The organism is Bacillus cereus group sp. BfR-BA-01356, assembly GCF_022663635.1.
Lineage (GTDB): Bacteria > Bacillota > Bacilli > Bacillales > Bacillaceae_G > Bacillus_A > Bacillus_A cereus.
This window is the reverse complement of the sequence record NZ_JAKUFX010000020.1, coordinates 18,026-32,077: the sequence shown is the minus strand read 5'-3', so window position 1 is coordinate 32,077 and position 14,052 is coordinate 18,026. Positions and strand designations below refer to the sequence as shown.

The following is a 14,052-nucleotide window of genomic DNA, read 5'->3' as shown; positions in this document are numbered from 1 at the left end:
ATTTCAATAATCGCTGATATAATTTTATTTACAAAGGTTACTTTAACGAGTAGCCTTTTTGTATTGTACAAATTGGATAGACTAGTTTACAATCGAGCGTATAAAAATGGAATGAAAAAGGGGGAGTAAAATGAAACGCATTTCAATTTTAATCGCTGATGATGAGGCGGAAATTGCTGACTTAATTGAGATACATTTAGAAAAAGAAGGGTACCATGTTGTGAAAGCAGCGGATGGGGAAGAGGCGGTTCATATTATTGAAACGCAGCCAATCGACTTGGTAGTTTTAGATATTATGATGCCGAAAATGGATGGTTATGAGGTGACGCGTCAAATTCGCGCGAAACATCATATGCCAATTATTTTTTTAAGCGCGAAAACTTCGGACTTTGATAAGGTGACAGGTCTTGTACTAGGTGCGGATGATTATATGACGAAGCCTTTCACACCGATAGAATTAGTTGCACGTGTAAATGCACAACTGCGTAGGTTTTTTACGTTAAATCAACCGAAAGTAGCGGAGAGTAAATCTGCTTTAGAAATAGGCGGAGTCGTAATTAATCCTGAGCGCAGGACGGTTGATGTGTATGGTGAGCAAATTGAATTAACGCCGAAAGAGTTCGATATTTTATATTTATTAGCGAGTCATCCGAAGAAAGTATACAATGTGGAAAATATTTTTCAGCACGTATGGGCAGACGATTATTATGAAGGTGGAAATACAGTAATGGTACATATTCGTACTTTGCGGAAGAAACTTGGAGAAGATAAAAGAAAGGATAAATTAATAAAAACAGTGTGGGGAGTAGGTTATACTTTCAATGGCTAATATGATGAAAAGTTTTCGATTTAAAATGATTGCCTTATTTGCGTTAAGTATGGTGCTTGCAGCAACTGTAACTTATATAATTTATAAAGGATTGCAGTTGTATTATAAAACGATGGTTCGCTACGAAGAGCCTTTAGCACAATTTAGGTCAATGGTAAGGGAATTTGGAGACATTAATTTCTTTTTAATTTTCTTTATTCCGTTATCTATTATCTTTTTCTTCTTTTTGACAAAACCGTATTTAAAATACTTTGATGAAATTTCTAATGGGATTCATCATCTTGCGAACGGTAACTTTACGAATAAAGTTCAAGTTTCATCAAATGATGAGTTTGGAAATATCGCGCGTGAAATAAATATTGCAAGTGAAAAGTTAAAAGAAGCTGTTGAAAGAGGAGATTTTGCTGAAAGTAGTAAAAGTCAGCTCGTTGTGAATTTAGCTCATGATTTAAGAACACCATTAACATCCGTATTAGGATATTTAGATTTAATTCTTAAAGATGAAAATTTAACAAAAGAACAAATTAAACATTTCTCCACAATTGCATATACGAAATCGCAAAGACTGGAAAGTTTAATTGATGAGCTATTTGAAATTACACGTATGAATTATGGCATGCTAAAGCTGGATAAAAAGCCGATTGATATAAGTGAGTTGCTTATACAGTTAGAGGAGGAATTGTATCCGTTATTAGAAAAACATCATTTAGAAGCTAGATTGAATGTGGATCCTCATTTACCGATGCCCGGTGATGGGAAATTGTTAGCTAGAGTATTTGAAAACTTGTTAACAAATGCCGTTCGTTACGGGTATGATGGGCAATTTGTTGATATGAATGGGTATGTTGATAATGGAGAAGTTGTCGTACAAATTATGAATTACGGAGATAGCATTCCAGAAGAAGATTTACCTTATCTTTTTGATATGTTTTATACAGGTGATAAAGCGAGAACAGAGAACCGTGGCGGGACAGGCCTTGGACTATTTATTGCGAAAAATATTGTCGAGCAACATAACGGTACGATTTCTGCTGAGAGCAATGTAGTTAGAACGCTATTTGAAGTACGATTGCCAAAAGACGAGAATGTAACAATTTAATAAAAATTTAAACTTTACCCCACTTTTTATTTTAATAGTTTTTTCTATTCTATACGTAAGTTACGTTAAGGAGGAACTAGAAATGAAAAAGTGGGTATTTATTTCTTTTTTTATAGCATTCACAGTATGTGTAGGCGTTTATATATCACCGTTATTTCAAAAGGAAATCGATGTTAAAATTGTCGGGAAAGATGAGCTAGTAAAGGCGGCAAACACCGAGGGGAAAGAGATTACGAAGGAACAAATTTATAAGGGCGATTTATTATTAGTTAACAGGGATTATCCAGTAAAAAAAGATAGTATTAGGTCTGATATTATAAATGTAAATCATAATAGTGAATTAGTAAGAGGTTATGTAATATTTGATAGAAATCTTCGTTTATCAAAGGATGTTGTGAAAAAGTTTTTGAACGTTGTCGATGCGGCTGGAAAAGAAAGTGTTAACCATTTTTTGATTAGTAGTGGTTATAGAGATTTCCAAGAGCAAAAACAGCTATATGAAAAAATGGGATCTGATTATGCACTTCCAGCAGGATACAGTGAACATAATTTAGGATTATCACTGGACATTGGGTCTACTCAAAAGAAAATGGAGAAAGCGCCTGAAGGAAAATGGATTGAAGAGAACGTATGGAAGCATGGCTTTGTATTACGTTATCCGAAAAATAAAAGTAACATTACTGGAATTCAATATGAGCCATGGCATATCCGTTATGTCGGCCTACCTCATAGCGCAATTATGCAAAAAAAGAATTTTACACTAGAGGAATATTTAGAGTTTTTAAAAGAGGAAAAAGAGGTTTCAACTGAAGTAGAAGGTAAGAAATATACTGTTTCTTATTATAAAGTTTCTGAGAATACGAAAGTGAACGTTCCAGCAAACAAGCAGTATGAAATTTCCGGGAACAATATGGATGGGGTTATTGTGACGGTTCAGGAATAGAGAAAAAGGCTGTGCCATTTGGAACAGCCTTTTCTTATATAAGAAAGGAAGTGACGTTTTTTGTCGGTAAATCGATATTCTTTGTCGAATCGTTAATATATTATAAGTTATGATAGATATAATTGAAAAATCGTTGATATATTGTAAGTTATGATAGATATATTCAAAAAATCGTTGATATAATTTCCTATACTATTGCATTTTGGAGGAGCATCTTTTTATGTATTTTTAAACATTATAACGTTATATTTACTTCTCCCTTTTTTTGTGTTACGCTAAACGTGTGAAAGAGATATAAAAATGAAACTTTAATGTAAGCGTATTCTTATGGCTTCTTATAGAAAAGGGTGGAAATACAATGACAGAACGATTCGTACTACGTAATGTGAAACGTGTGAACGGGGAAGAGATTGACATTGTAATTGAAAATAACAAAATCGCACAGGTGACGAAAGCTGGTGCTGGCGAGGCTGGAAAGGTTCTTGATTACTCTGGTACTTACGTATCGAGTGGCTGGATTGATTTGCACGTTCACGCTTTTCCAGAGTTTGATCCGTATGGCGATGAGGTAGATGAAATTGGCGTTAAGCAAGGGGTAACGACAATTGTTGATGCGGGTAGTTGCGGTGCTGATCGCATTGCAGATTTAGTAAAAAGTAGAGAGCAGGCAAAGACAAATTTATTTGCCTTTTTAAATATTTCTCGCATCGGTTTGAAACGAATTGATGAATTATCCAATATGGAATGGATAGATAAAGAGAAAGCGATAGAAGCAGTAGAAAAGTATAAAGATGTAATCGTTGGGTTAAAGGCGAGAATGAGTAAAAGTGTCGTTTGTGATAGTGGAATTGAACCGCTGCATGTAGCGCGCGCTTTATCTCGAGAAACATCATTACCGATTATGGTACATATCGGTTCAGCGCCTCCCCGTATAGAGGAAGTTGTACCTCTTTTAGAAAAAGATGATGTGATTACACATTACTTAAACGGGAAAGAAAATAATTTATTTGATGAAGAAGGGAAACCGCTACCTGTATTACTAGATGCAGTGAAGCGTGGTGTTCATTTAGATGTTGGTCACGGTAATGCTAGTTTTTCTTTTAAAGTAGCAGAGGCGGCGAAGCATCACGGTATTGCTTTTAATACGATTAGTACAGATATTTACCGGAAGAATCGCGTGCATGGTCCCGTGTATAGTATGGCTCACGTTCTTTCGAAATTCCTTTACTTAGGTTATCCGCTAGAAGAAGTAATTGACGCGGTTACGAAAAATGCAGCAGAGTGGCTGAAAAAACCAGAGCTTGGCCGCATTCAAGAAGGAGATATTGCAAACTTAACTTTATTTACGGTGAAAGATGAGAAGGTTACGTTAATTGATTCAGAAGGGGATCAGCGCATTGCTGAAAGAAGGATTGATACGAAAGGGGTTGTAATTAATGGGTCATTCATTGAATGCTAAGTACGGATTAAAAAGAGTAATTAATGCGAGCGGTAGAATGAGTATTTTAGGTGTATCTGCTCCTACAGATACAGTAATGGATGCGATGAAACATGGGGGACAAAATTATGTGGAAATTACTGATTTAGTAGATAAAGCGGGAGACCATATTGCGAGAATTCTAGATTCAGAGGCAGCGGTCGTTGTGAACTCAGCATCGAGTGGAATTGCGCTTTCTATCGCTGGTATCGTTACAGAAGGAAATCACCGTAAAAGTGAAAGACTTCATCAAGAAGTAATCGCGAAAAACGAAGTGATTATGTTAAAAGGTCATAACGTTCAATACGGTGCTCCTGTTGAAACGATGATTTACTTAGGCGGCGGTAAACTTGTAGAAGTTGGCTATGCAAATGAAGGGAAAGCAGAGCATATTGAAGATGCAATTGGTGAAAATACAGCAGCGATTCTGTATGTGAAATCACATCATGCAGTGCAAAAAAATATGATTTCTGTTGAAGAAGCATGGGAAGTTGCGCAGCGAAATAAAGTACCACTTATCGTGGATGCAGCAGCTGAAGAAGACATTCAAAAATATGTGAAGTATTCAGATCTTGCTATTTATAGCGGTTCAAAGGCAATTGAAGGACCTACTTCTGGTATTGTGGGCGGTAAAAGAAAGTATATTGAATGGCTGAAAGTGCAATTACATTGCATTGGAAGAAGCATGAAAGTTGGGAAAGAAACAACTTTTGGTTTACTTCAAGCACTTGATGAGTACGGAGTAAAAGAAGATAAGAGCGAGCAAGAAAAAGAATTGCTACAAATACTTATGCCGCTAAAAGAATTAAATGGTGTAAATGTAACGATCGTTCAAGATGAAGCTGGAAGAGCAATCTTTCGAGCTCGTATTCATATTAACGAGAAAGAATTAAATAAATCAGCAAAAGATGTTGTGACTGCATTACGCGAAGGGGAAATTGCCATTTATACACGTGATTACGGAGTAAGACAAGGATTCTTTGATATTGATCCACGTCCACTTCAAGGTGATGACATATATGTGATTGAAGAAAAATTGAGAGAAATTGTAGGGGGAAACTAAAATGACAAACATTCAAAAACGTTTTTATAAAGACCGCGTAGCATTAAATGTATTGGCAAACAATATCCAAAATGCGAAAGATATTTTTGAAGCAGCAGAAGGATATGTAGTAGTAGGTGTTTTATCAAAAGATTATGCAACTGTAGAAGAAGCTGTTACAGCGATGAAAGCATACGGAAAAGAAATTGATGACGCTGTATCAATCGGACTAGGTGCAGGAGATAATCGCCAAGCGGCAGTTGTCGCTGAAATTGCGAAGCATTATCCTGGCAGTCATATTAACCAAGTGTTCCCTTCAGTTGGAGCGACACGTGCAAATCTTGGCGAAAAAGATAGCTGGATTAATAGTTTAGTATCGCCAACAGGAAAAGTAGGTTACGTAAATATTTCTACTGGCCCAATTAGTGCGGCTGGAGAAGAAAAAGCAATCGTTCCAATTAAAACAGCGATCGCACTTGTACGTGATATGGGCGGAAATTCATTGAAGTACTTCCCAATGAAAGGGCTAGCTCACGAAGAAGAATATCGCGCAGTTGCGAAAGCTTGTGCGGAAGAAGGATTCGCATTAGAGCCAACAGGCGGAATTGATAAAGAAAACTTCGAAACAATTGTACGTATTGCGCTTGAAGCAAATGTAGAGCAAGTTATCCCGCACGTGTACTCTTCTATTATTGATAAAGAAACTGGTAACACGAAAGTAGAAGATGTGCGTGAATTATTAGCAGTCGTGAAGAAGCTAGTTGATCAATATGCGTAAGAAAATTGCAGCGTTCGGCGAAGTAATGATGCGCCTGCAAGTACCTGGATATGAATTGTTGTCGCAAGCTAACACGTTAAATTACTCATTTTCAGGTACAGGTGTGAACGTTGCAGCGGCACTTTCTCACTTAGGGCATGAAGGGCTTCTTATTTCAACTTTACCGGAAAATTCGGTTGGAGATGCAGCTGTATCTTACATTCAAAAGTTAGGGATTCAAACTTCTCTTGTTTCAAGAGGCGGTAAATATGTAGGTATGTATTTTTTAGAAAATGGATTCGGTGCACGTGCAAGCCGCGTTACGTATTCGAATCGACTAGAAAGTAGCTTCAATACGGCGTCTGAAGAGATGTACCAATTTGAAGAAATTGCTAAGGAAATTGATATCGTTCATTTTTGCGGTATTACACTTGCGATGAATGATACGGTGCGCCATCATATGAAGTCTTTAGCGAGAGCAGTTAAAGAAAACGGAGGAACCGTCGTTTTTGATTGTAATTATCGTCCATCACTTTGGGGAGAAGACGGATATGAACAGGCAAAACCGCATTATGAAGAAATGCTGGGACTTGCTGATATCGTTATGATGAACGAAAAAGATGCAATGTTTGTTTTAGGAATAAAAACCGAAGAAACGGAGCGAGAGGCGCAACTTGTTGATCTTATTCCAAAGGTAGCTGAAACGTATCATATCGCTACAATCGCTGGTACTCATCGCTCTATTAACAGTGATAATACACATTCGCTTCGCGGGTTTATATGTAAAGATGGAACGTTCACTTTTGCAAAAACACTTACGTTTTCTGTATATGATAGAATAGGTGCTGGAGATGCTTATACGAGCGGAATTATTCATGGCGAGATAAAGGAGTTCGCACCAGAGAAAGCTGTTTCATTTGCGTCAGCAGCTGGAATGCTAGCACATACAATCGTCGGTGATACGCCAATGTCATCAGAGAAGGATATACTTCGGGCAATGACGGCATCAGTAGGTGATGTAGAAAGGTAGTGGGTGTAACGGTGAACGTAACGAGAAAAAAAGGACCATTATATTTGCAAATAAAAAATATTATTCGTGATCGAATATTGCATGGTGTATATGCGATTCATACGAATATTCCTTCCGAACCGCAGTTAGAAGAAGAGTTCAAAGTGAGTAAAATTACAGTGCGAAATGCGATTAAAGAACTCGCTCAAGAAGGATATTTGGAAAAGAAAAGCGGTAAAGGAACGAAAGTCATCCGCAATACTTCTGCGACAAAACTGTCAAAGGGTAAGAAATTTACTGAAGTGTTAGTGGAAGAAGGATATAAAGTACAGAAGAAATTGCTAAAAGCAGAAATTGTGCAGAATGAAGAAGGAACAGTGCCATTTCGATTATTCGGTAAGGAGAGTTTTCGTATTGAACGTTTATATACGTTAAATGATGCACCGTACATTCATTATACGCACTATTTCTCAGCAGGAATGGCAAGTTCAGATTTATCGGATTTTGACTTGCAATCGCTTTATGATTTAGTTGAAGACCGAGGTATTCATTTAGAAAACTTCAGAGATGAATTCGCTGTTGGACTCGCGCCTATTTTCGTTGCAGAAGCGCTAGGTGAAAAAGAGGGGACAGCGCTATTAAAACGCATGCGTTATTCTTACGATGAAGTTGGCGAAATAATTGAATATAGCGAAGGCTACTACAATACAGAAATGCAGCATTATGTAGTGAATTATGACGTATAAAAAAGAGGGGATTTTCCCTCTTTTTTTATCCCGCGTTAACGGACAGTAAAACTCCCACCTCAAAATTCAGTTGGAGCAAAGAAGTTAGGTGGGAGATCAACTGTCCATAAACGTCCGATTGGTTCAACTAATAATCAGTGGGGGATGAACAAAACCCCCACTGATTAAAGTTTCACTTTATAAAGTAAGGAGAATGGGAGATGGATATATACTTATTAATCGTCACGTTACTTGCAATTGCGATTGTTATTTTAGGGGTATCATGGTGGAAATGGCATGCATTTATTAGTTTAACAGTTGCGAGTTTGTTTTTAGCTATCATGTCTGGACTGAACTTAACGAAAATAGTGACTGCCTATGAAACTGGTGTTGGTAGTGTACTAGGGCATTTAGTTGGTATTTTAGCTCTCGGAACAATTTTAGGGAAAATGATGTCCGATTCAGGGGCCGGCATGCAAGTGGCAGATTTCTTTATTCGATTTTTCGGTGTAAGGAAACTACCTTGGGCTATGTTATTTGCAGGATTTGTTATAGGGATTCCAGTGTTTTTTGAAGTGGGGATCGTCATTTTATTACCACTTGTTATTTCCATTCGAAAAACGACGAAGCAAAATATATTATTAATTGCGTTACCTGTCATTGCAGGATTATCTATTGTTCACGGGCTCGTGCCTCCGCATCCAGGGGCGATGACAGCAATCGGTATTTATAACGCGAACTTAGGAAAGGTACTTTTATATTCATTAATTATCGCGTTACCAACAGCCATTATCGCAGGACCGATATTTGCAAAGTGGGTACATAAAAGGGTTATACCTGAAAATGAACCAGAGCTTATTCGAGTTACGACTGTCTCAACTGATTTGCCGAGTCGTAAAGTTTCATTCTTTATTATTTTACTACCAGTTGTATTGATGATTTTATCAGTAGTTGCACCATATATTTCATTACCGAAAAAAATGACTGAATTTTTCGTGTTTATAGGAAGTCCAGTAATCGCCTTACTTATTTCATGTTTCGCAGCATTTTATTTACTTGGTATCAAACAAGGAATTAATAAAAAGATGATTAAAAAATTAACAGACGAAAGTTTATTACCGGTCGGTTCCATTATTTTAATTATCGGTGCAGGCGGTGGATTTAAACAAATATTAATTGAAAGTGGCGTTGGAACGGCCATTGCGCAAATGGCAGAACATATATCGTTATCACCAATTGTATTAGCTTTCATGGTAGCTGGATTAATTCGAATTGCAACAGGTTCAGCGACAGTAGCATTAACGACAGCAGCAGGGATTGTTTCACCAGTTATTCAGCACATGTCTGGTGTGAATTTAGAGTTGCTTGTTATTGCAACCGGTGCAGGATCATTGATGTTTTCTCACGTAAATGATGCAGGGTTCTGGCTTGTAAAAGAGTATTTAGGTTTGACGGTGAAGGAAACGTTTAAAACGTGGACGGTACTCGAGACATTGTTATCATTTATTGCATTTGGTTTTGCTCTTTTGTTGAATATGTTTCTTTAGGAGAGGAGATCAGATTTAAACGAATAAAACCTACAGAGGAAATGTAATTTCTCTGTAGGTTTTATTCGTTTTTTGTGCTTTCTATTACTTAATGGAACGGACATACTGATCTTCTCCATCGTCTTTGACAAAGACTCCTAGCTCATTCAAATCTTTGCGTAAATGCTTCTTTTTTTTCGAGTTTCCTTCTCGAAGGGCATTTCGTCTTTCATACAAAATAGTATTTATGCTTTTATTAAATCGCTCATCCTCTAATTTCCATAAGCTATACTCATGTTTATAAGGATCTTGTTCCACCCAGGGGAAGCCGTGCATTAAGAAAGTATCTTTAATTTTGCTTGGGGTAATGTCAGATGTTTCACGTAACCATTCTCGGTCTTCTTGATCAATGATAACCACTTGACGCTTATCTACAAAAACGGCTTTTACATTTGATCTGGTGATTTGTTTCTTTTGATCGTCCTTATTCACGTGAATGCTTTCCGAAGTAATGTTCATTTTTAAAGCTTCAATATAAATAATTAAAGAAAATAAAATTCCTGCAATAACACCAATTAGCATGAGGATAATAGGAAGCCAGAAGGGGTTAATAGAATGTAAAAGTTCTATAATTTTTGAATCAGAAAAGAGAGGAATCTTTTTTATAATCTCTATTAATTTAGGGGAAAAATATCCAATAACGCCTAAAAGGATGGGACTTGCTATAGCAAGTAATTTTTCTAAAAAACCTAATCCAATGACAGATGCCTTTTTCATGTGTAGTTCATCCTTTCTTATATATTTTTTTTAACCAGGCATGTTTTAAACAGTGAGTTTCTTCACCATTTTTATGAGCTCATCTGAGTAATTTTCTATGGATATAGATGAATTTGCCTTCAGCATTCTTTCTTCGATTGCTCCTAAAATAAATGAAGCTAATGTGTCGGTTTGGAAAGAATCGGAAAACACGCCATTTTGTTGACCAGTCTTCAAAATATCTAATAACATCGTTCTAAGAGCATCCTCCTCTTCGTCGTCTTCGATTCTGTAATAAGGAACGTTCTCTTCATTTCTTGCATTAAAGACAATCTCAATTAAGGCAATATTATTTTTGTAATGAGTTTCTTGATAAGCCAAATGTGCTTCAATAAAAGCCTCTAGTTTATTTATTTCAGATTGAGCTAATAGCACTCGATTACTAATAAATTCATGTTGCTTGGCAACTAAAAATTGTAATGTGCGATTCATAAGGTAAAGCTTATCATTAAAATGATAAGAAATAAGTCCGGTACTAATCTTAGCCTTTTTTGCCACCTTCGTTAAGCTTAAGTTGTTATATCCAACCTCTTCTAATGTATCAATACATGCAAGAATAATTTGTTCACGCCTAGCCTCTGCAATAAAAGAATCAGTCACGCTATTCAACTCCTGATTTATATAATTTGAATGTATAATCAAAAAATTAATTGATCGTTCAATTAAATATTAGTAAGAAATTATTAGTATGTCAAATGTTTTATACCTACATCTTGATAAGGCTCATTTTCTGAAACAAGCCCGTTTTTAGGTAAGCCAAGCTTCCTATTCGCCCTGAAAACATAATATAAATGGAATCCCCTCATTTAGAGCAAGGTGAACTTGTTATGAATGATACTAAAGGAGGAATAGGGTAATGAGCGAAAAGTGTGAACACAGACATGATGATTGTAACCGCAGACATGGTTGCGGAGGCGGTTTTGCGCTTCTAATCGTATTGTTTATTTTATTAATTATCATCGGTGCTAGCTGCTTCGGCGGAGGCGGCGGTTGTGGCTATGGTGGTTATGGCGGTTATGCTGGCGGCTACGGCGGATATTGCTGCTAATTATTAAAAACTATTGAAAATGGCCTTGTGCAATACGCACAAGGCCATTTTATTCATATTTTTATATGCTGTGATAATTTATTAATGTACAGAGAACGGATTAAGAAGAAGAAAATGATCTCGATAATCCCGAAAAAGGTGAGTACGATACATGTCTCTTTTAGTAATGAGAAAGAGAACATGCTTTGTAAAAACTTAACTGCAAATAACGTGTGAATACCAGCAACGATGTAAGGGACGAAAAATAAAATTCCTAATTGAATCGTTGCAGAACGAAACATTTCTGTTTCTGTTAAACCAAGCTTTGTAATCGTAATATACTTTTGTCTCTCAGTTGTTAAGTCATTATACATACGGAAATATAAAACACTAGCTGCTCCGATAAAGAAAATAGAGCCGAGAAATGCCCAAATAAAGAAAGTAGCAATTGAATTTCCTTTGCTGTATTTTAGGTCATCGGCCGCTGTATAAATATTAAATGGGGTTGAAAATCAGTTTCCGCATTTTTGTGTGCCTCATAGAAGTTATCTGTATCATTTCTAATATGTTTTAATATATTTTTCGTAGGAGCAATCGCATTTTCCCAGTTTTCAACGAAGTAATTATACACTATGGTTGTTTCAATATGAGGAATCATATTATTGAATACATCATCTTGTACAACCATTAAATAAGGGAATGCGAAGGCTGGTTCAATTGATTTATTAATAAATCCTTTAATATGAAATTCTTTTTTATTAGATCCAATTGTAATTGTATTTTGTTTTGCGAATGGATTTGATACAAGATTTAAGAGCTCTGGTGAGTAACGAGAAATAATATAAACTTGTGTAGAATCAAGATGTATTTCGGGTCTCCTTAATTGTTTCGCAAGCGTGTTATAATCACTCATTTTCATAAGAGCAATGTCTTCTTTTAAAGCGGTATCTTTTAACAATGTAGACTTATGTTTGTTGTATTGAAAATTAGCATTTGTAAGCTCCGTTTCAATTTTAGCAATATGTTTTTGTTCAAGTGCATTTTCCCCTGTAGACGTATATGTGAAGGGGAAAGGACGGCGTTCTAATATCATTGCTTTCGTATTATTATTAGTAGCAAATAATCCGATAATAATCGTAAATGCAAGTGCAGATAGCATAGAAACGATAAAGAGTACATTAATATTACTACGAGTACGGTTAGCTAAATCTGAAATCCATAACATATTTATTTGCTTCATATAAAACTTTCTCCGCTTTTTCAAAATAAAGATAAAGAGAAGAAACGTTTGTGAAAAGAATAAATATGTTCCCACCACTACGAGCGGCAAAATAGATAAAATAATAAGGAGGGCAGAGCCGTTTTGTAAATTTTTTTCTGTTATATAACTTTGCGGATAACCAGCAATATAATAGCATAGTCCTAAACAAATTAAGGCAAATAGTGAAATGAGTATAGACGGTCTTTTTTCGTTTTTTTCCTTTTTATTATTTTTAATTAATCGAGTTGTTTTACGAGTACGAATGAACATCGGTGTAAACGTAGATACGATAAGAAATAAAATAATAAAAGTTATTGTTGTAACGATAATTGCTTCTGTAGGCCAATATAAATAGAGGCCTTTTGCGTTTGTTAATTTAGAAGTAACGAGTAAGAAAAAGTTAGAAAAAACAAGACCGCCTTGAATACCAGCAAAAATAGCAAGCATTCCAATGATCATATTTTCAGTAAACAAAAGACGTTTTAATTGTTTTTGAGATATACCGAGAACAGTTAAAACGCCAAATTGCTGTTTCCGTACATTTAAAAACGTCCCAATAGAATATAAGAGAAAGAAGAACGAGAACAAAACGATAACAAACTGTGCCATGCCGGTTAAGTTCATGAGCGGATCTTGTTCTTGTAATTTATTCATAATTTGTAAGCGCGGATGATACGCGTATACAGTAAATGAAAAGAAAACCATTATCGAAAACGCACTACTTACGAAATAAGCGAAATATGCTTTCGAATTACGTGAGACATTTTTAAATGCGAATTGCCAAAATGTCATCCACGTCTTCCTCCTAATAATGCTAAAACATCTAATATTTCTTGATAAAATTTCTCACGGTACAATCCGCGGTGTAGTTCATTGTAAAGCTCTCCATCTTTAATGAAAATAACACGGTTACAATAACTTGCTGCAAACGGATCATGGGTAACCATTAAAATCGTTGCATCTTCTTCTTTATTTAATTTCGTAAATAGCTCCATTACGTCAATTGCCGCTTTTGAATCTAAGTTTCCTGTCGGTTCATCGGCAAGTAGAAGTGAAGGATGATGAATGACAGCACGTGCTACTGCGGTACGCTGTGCTTGTCCCCCGGAAACTTCAAAAATACGCTTGTCCAAAATATGATCAATTCCAAGCTTTTTTGAAATGTTATCAAGCTTTTCATCCATTTCTTTTAATGGAACATTATCTAATGTTAAAGGTAGTACGATATTTTCACCGATTGTTAGTGTATCTAGTAGGTTAAAGTTTTGGAAAACAAATCCTAACTCTTGGCGGCGGAAAATAGCTAACTTCTCTCTACGAAATGTGTGCGGTTTTTTTCCGTTAATCACGACATCACCAGAAGTCGGAGAATCGATTGTAGAGATAACGTTTAAAAATGTAGATTTCCCGCTACCAGATGGTCCCATAATGGCAACGAATTCACCTTTATCCACGTGTAAATTTATATTTTTTAAAGCAGTATGAGGGACTTTTCCCTCATATACTTTTGAGACGTTTTTTATGTGTAATACTTCTTCCAT

At 36.0% G+C, this 14,052-nt stretch carries 13 protein-coding genes and 1 pseudogene; 10 read left to right on the top strand and 4 right to left on the bottom strand.

From position 1 onward, the window contains the following. Positions 1 to 130: 130 nt before the first annotated feature. The 9 genes from MR168_RS09940 (at position 131) to gntP (ending at position 9,428) form a co-directional block, all read left to right on the top strand. Positions 131 to 829: a response regulator transcription factor gene (locus MR168_RS09940; RefSeq protein WP_000822510.1), complete on the top strand. Its 699-nt coding sequence runs from the start codon at positions 131 to 133 to the stop codon at positions 827 to 829. Beyond that, a complete protein-coding gene (locus MR168_RS09935) occupies positions 822 to 1,928 on the top strand; it encodes a sensor histidine kinase (RefSeq protein ID WP_086411538.1) in 1,107 nt (368 codons plus the stop codon). The genes MR168_RS09940 and MR168_RS09935 overlap by 8 nt, the downstream gene beginning before the upstream one ends. An 82-nt stretch (positions 1,929 to 2,010) precedes the next feature. After that, complete coding sequence (locus tag MR168_RS09930; protein ID WP_000759402.1) at positions 2,011 to 2,871, top strand: D-Ala-D-Ala carboxypeptidase VanY; 861 nt, start codon at positions 2,011 to 2,013, stop codon at positions 2,869 to 2,871. A 358-nt stretch (positions 2,872 to 3,229) separates the two neighbouring features. Beyond that, the gene (locus MR168_RS09925) at positions 3,230 to 4,330 is read left to right on the top strand and encodes an amidohydrolase/deacetylase family metallohydrolase (protein WP_016123507.1); all 1,101 of its coding nucleotides are present in this window, start codon (positions 3,230 to 3,232) and stop codon (positions 4,328 to 4,330) included. Then, positions 4,308 to 5,411 (top strand): DgaE family pyridoxal phosphate-dependent ammonia lyase, encoded by a 1,104-nt coding sequence (locus tag MR168_RS09920; RefSeq protein ID WP_242291244.1) that lies wholly within the window; start codon positions 4,308 to 4,310, stop codon positions 5,409 to 5,411. The genes MR168_RS09925 and MR168_RS09920 overlap by 23 nt, the downstream gene beginning before the upstream one ends. Before the next feature lies 1 nt (position 5,412). Further along, a complete protein-coding gene (gene dagF / locus MR168_RS09915; protein ID WP_000181896.1) occupies positions 5,413 to 6,168 on the top strand; it encodes a 2-dehydro-3-deoxy-phosphogluconate aldolase in 756 nt (251 codons plus the stop codon). Then, the gene (locus tag MR168_RS09910) at positions 6,161 to 7,177 is read left to right on the top strand and encodes a sugar kinase (RefSeq protein WP_006915669.1); all 1,017 of its coding nucleotides are present in this window, start codon (positions 6,161 to 6,163) and stop codon (positions 7,175 to 7,177) included. Before dagF ends, MR168_RS09910 begins: the two co-directional genes overlap by 8 nt. After that, positions 7,177 to 7,902, top strand: coding sequence for a GntR family transcriptional regulator (locus MR168_RS09905; protein ID WP_000539276.1), 726 nt, complete (start codon positions 7,177 to 7,179; stop codon positions 7,900 to 7,902). Before MR168_RS09910 ends, MR168_RS09905 begins: the two co-directional genes overlap by 1 nt. Before the next feature lie 200 nt (positions 7,903 to 8,102). Then, entirely contained in the window at positions 8,103 to 9,428 is a 1,326-nt protein-coding gene (gntP, locus tag MR168_RS09900; RefSeq protein WP_000356182.1) for a gluconate permease GntP, read from the top strand. An 84-nt stretch (positions 9,429 to 9,512) separates the two neighbouring features. On the opposite strand, the gene MR168_RS09895 is transcribed toward gntP, so the two are convergent. Together MR168_RS09895 and MR168_RS09890 are read right to left on the bottom strand one after the other, a co-directional pair. Next, positions 9,513 to 10,184, bottom strand: a complete 672-nt coding sequence (locus tag MR168_RS09895; RefSeq protein ID WP_086411537.1) for a YqeB family protein — start codon at positions 10,182 to 10,184, stop codon at positions 9,513 to 9,515. Between the two features lie 45 nt (positions 10,185 to 10,229). Then, positions 10,230 to 10,823 (bottom strand): TetR/AcrR family transcriptional regulator, encoded by a 594-nt coding sequence (locus tag MR168_RS09890; protein ID WP_000132248.1) that lies wholly within the window; start codon positions 10,821 to 10,823, stop codon positions 10,230 to 10,232. Between the two features lie 256 nt (positions 10,824 to 11,079). Between MR168_RS09890 and MR168_RS09885 the strand changes: the two genes are divergently transcribed. After that, positions 11,080 to 11,271 carry a YjcZ family sporulation protein gene (locus MR168_RS09885; RefSeq protein WP_001290392.1) on the top strand — a complete coding sequence of 64 codons (192 nt, stop codon included), beginning with the start codon at positions 11,080 to 11,082 and terminating at the stop codon, positions 11,269 to 11,271. Positions 11,272 to 11,324: 53 nt separating this feature from the next. Here MR168_RS09885 and MR168_RS09880 read toward each other — a convergent pair. After that, positions 11,325 to 13,303 (bottom strand): annotated as a pseudogene (locus tag MR168_RS09880) (FtsX-like permease family protein). Continuing rightward, the gene (locus MR168_RS09875; RefSeq protein WP_000393250.1) at positions 13,300 to 14,052 is read right to left on the bottom strand and encodes an ABC transporter ATP-binding protein; all 753 of its coding nucleotides are present in this window, start codon (positions 14,050 to 14,052) and stop codon (positions 13,300 to 13,302) included. The pseudogene MR168_RS09880 and the gene MR168_RS09875 overlap by 4 nt, the downstream one beginning before the upstream one ends.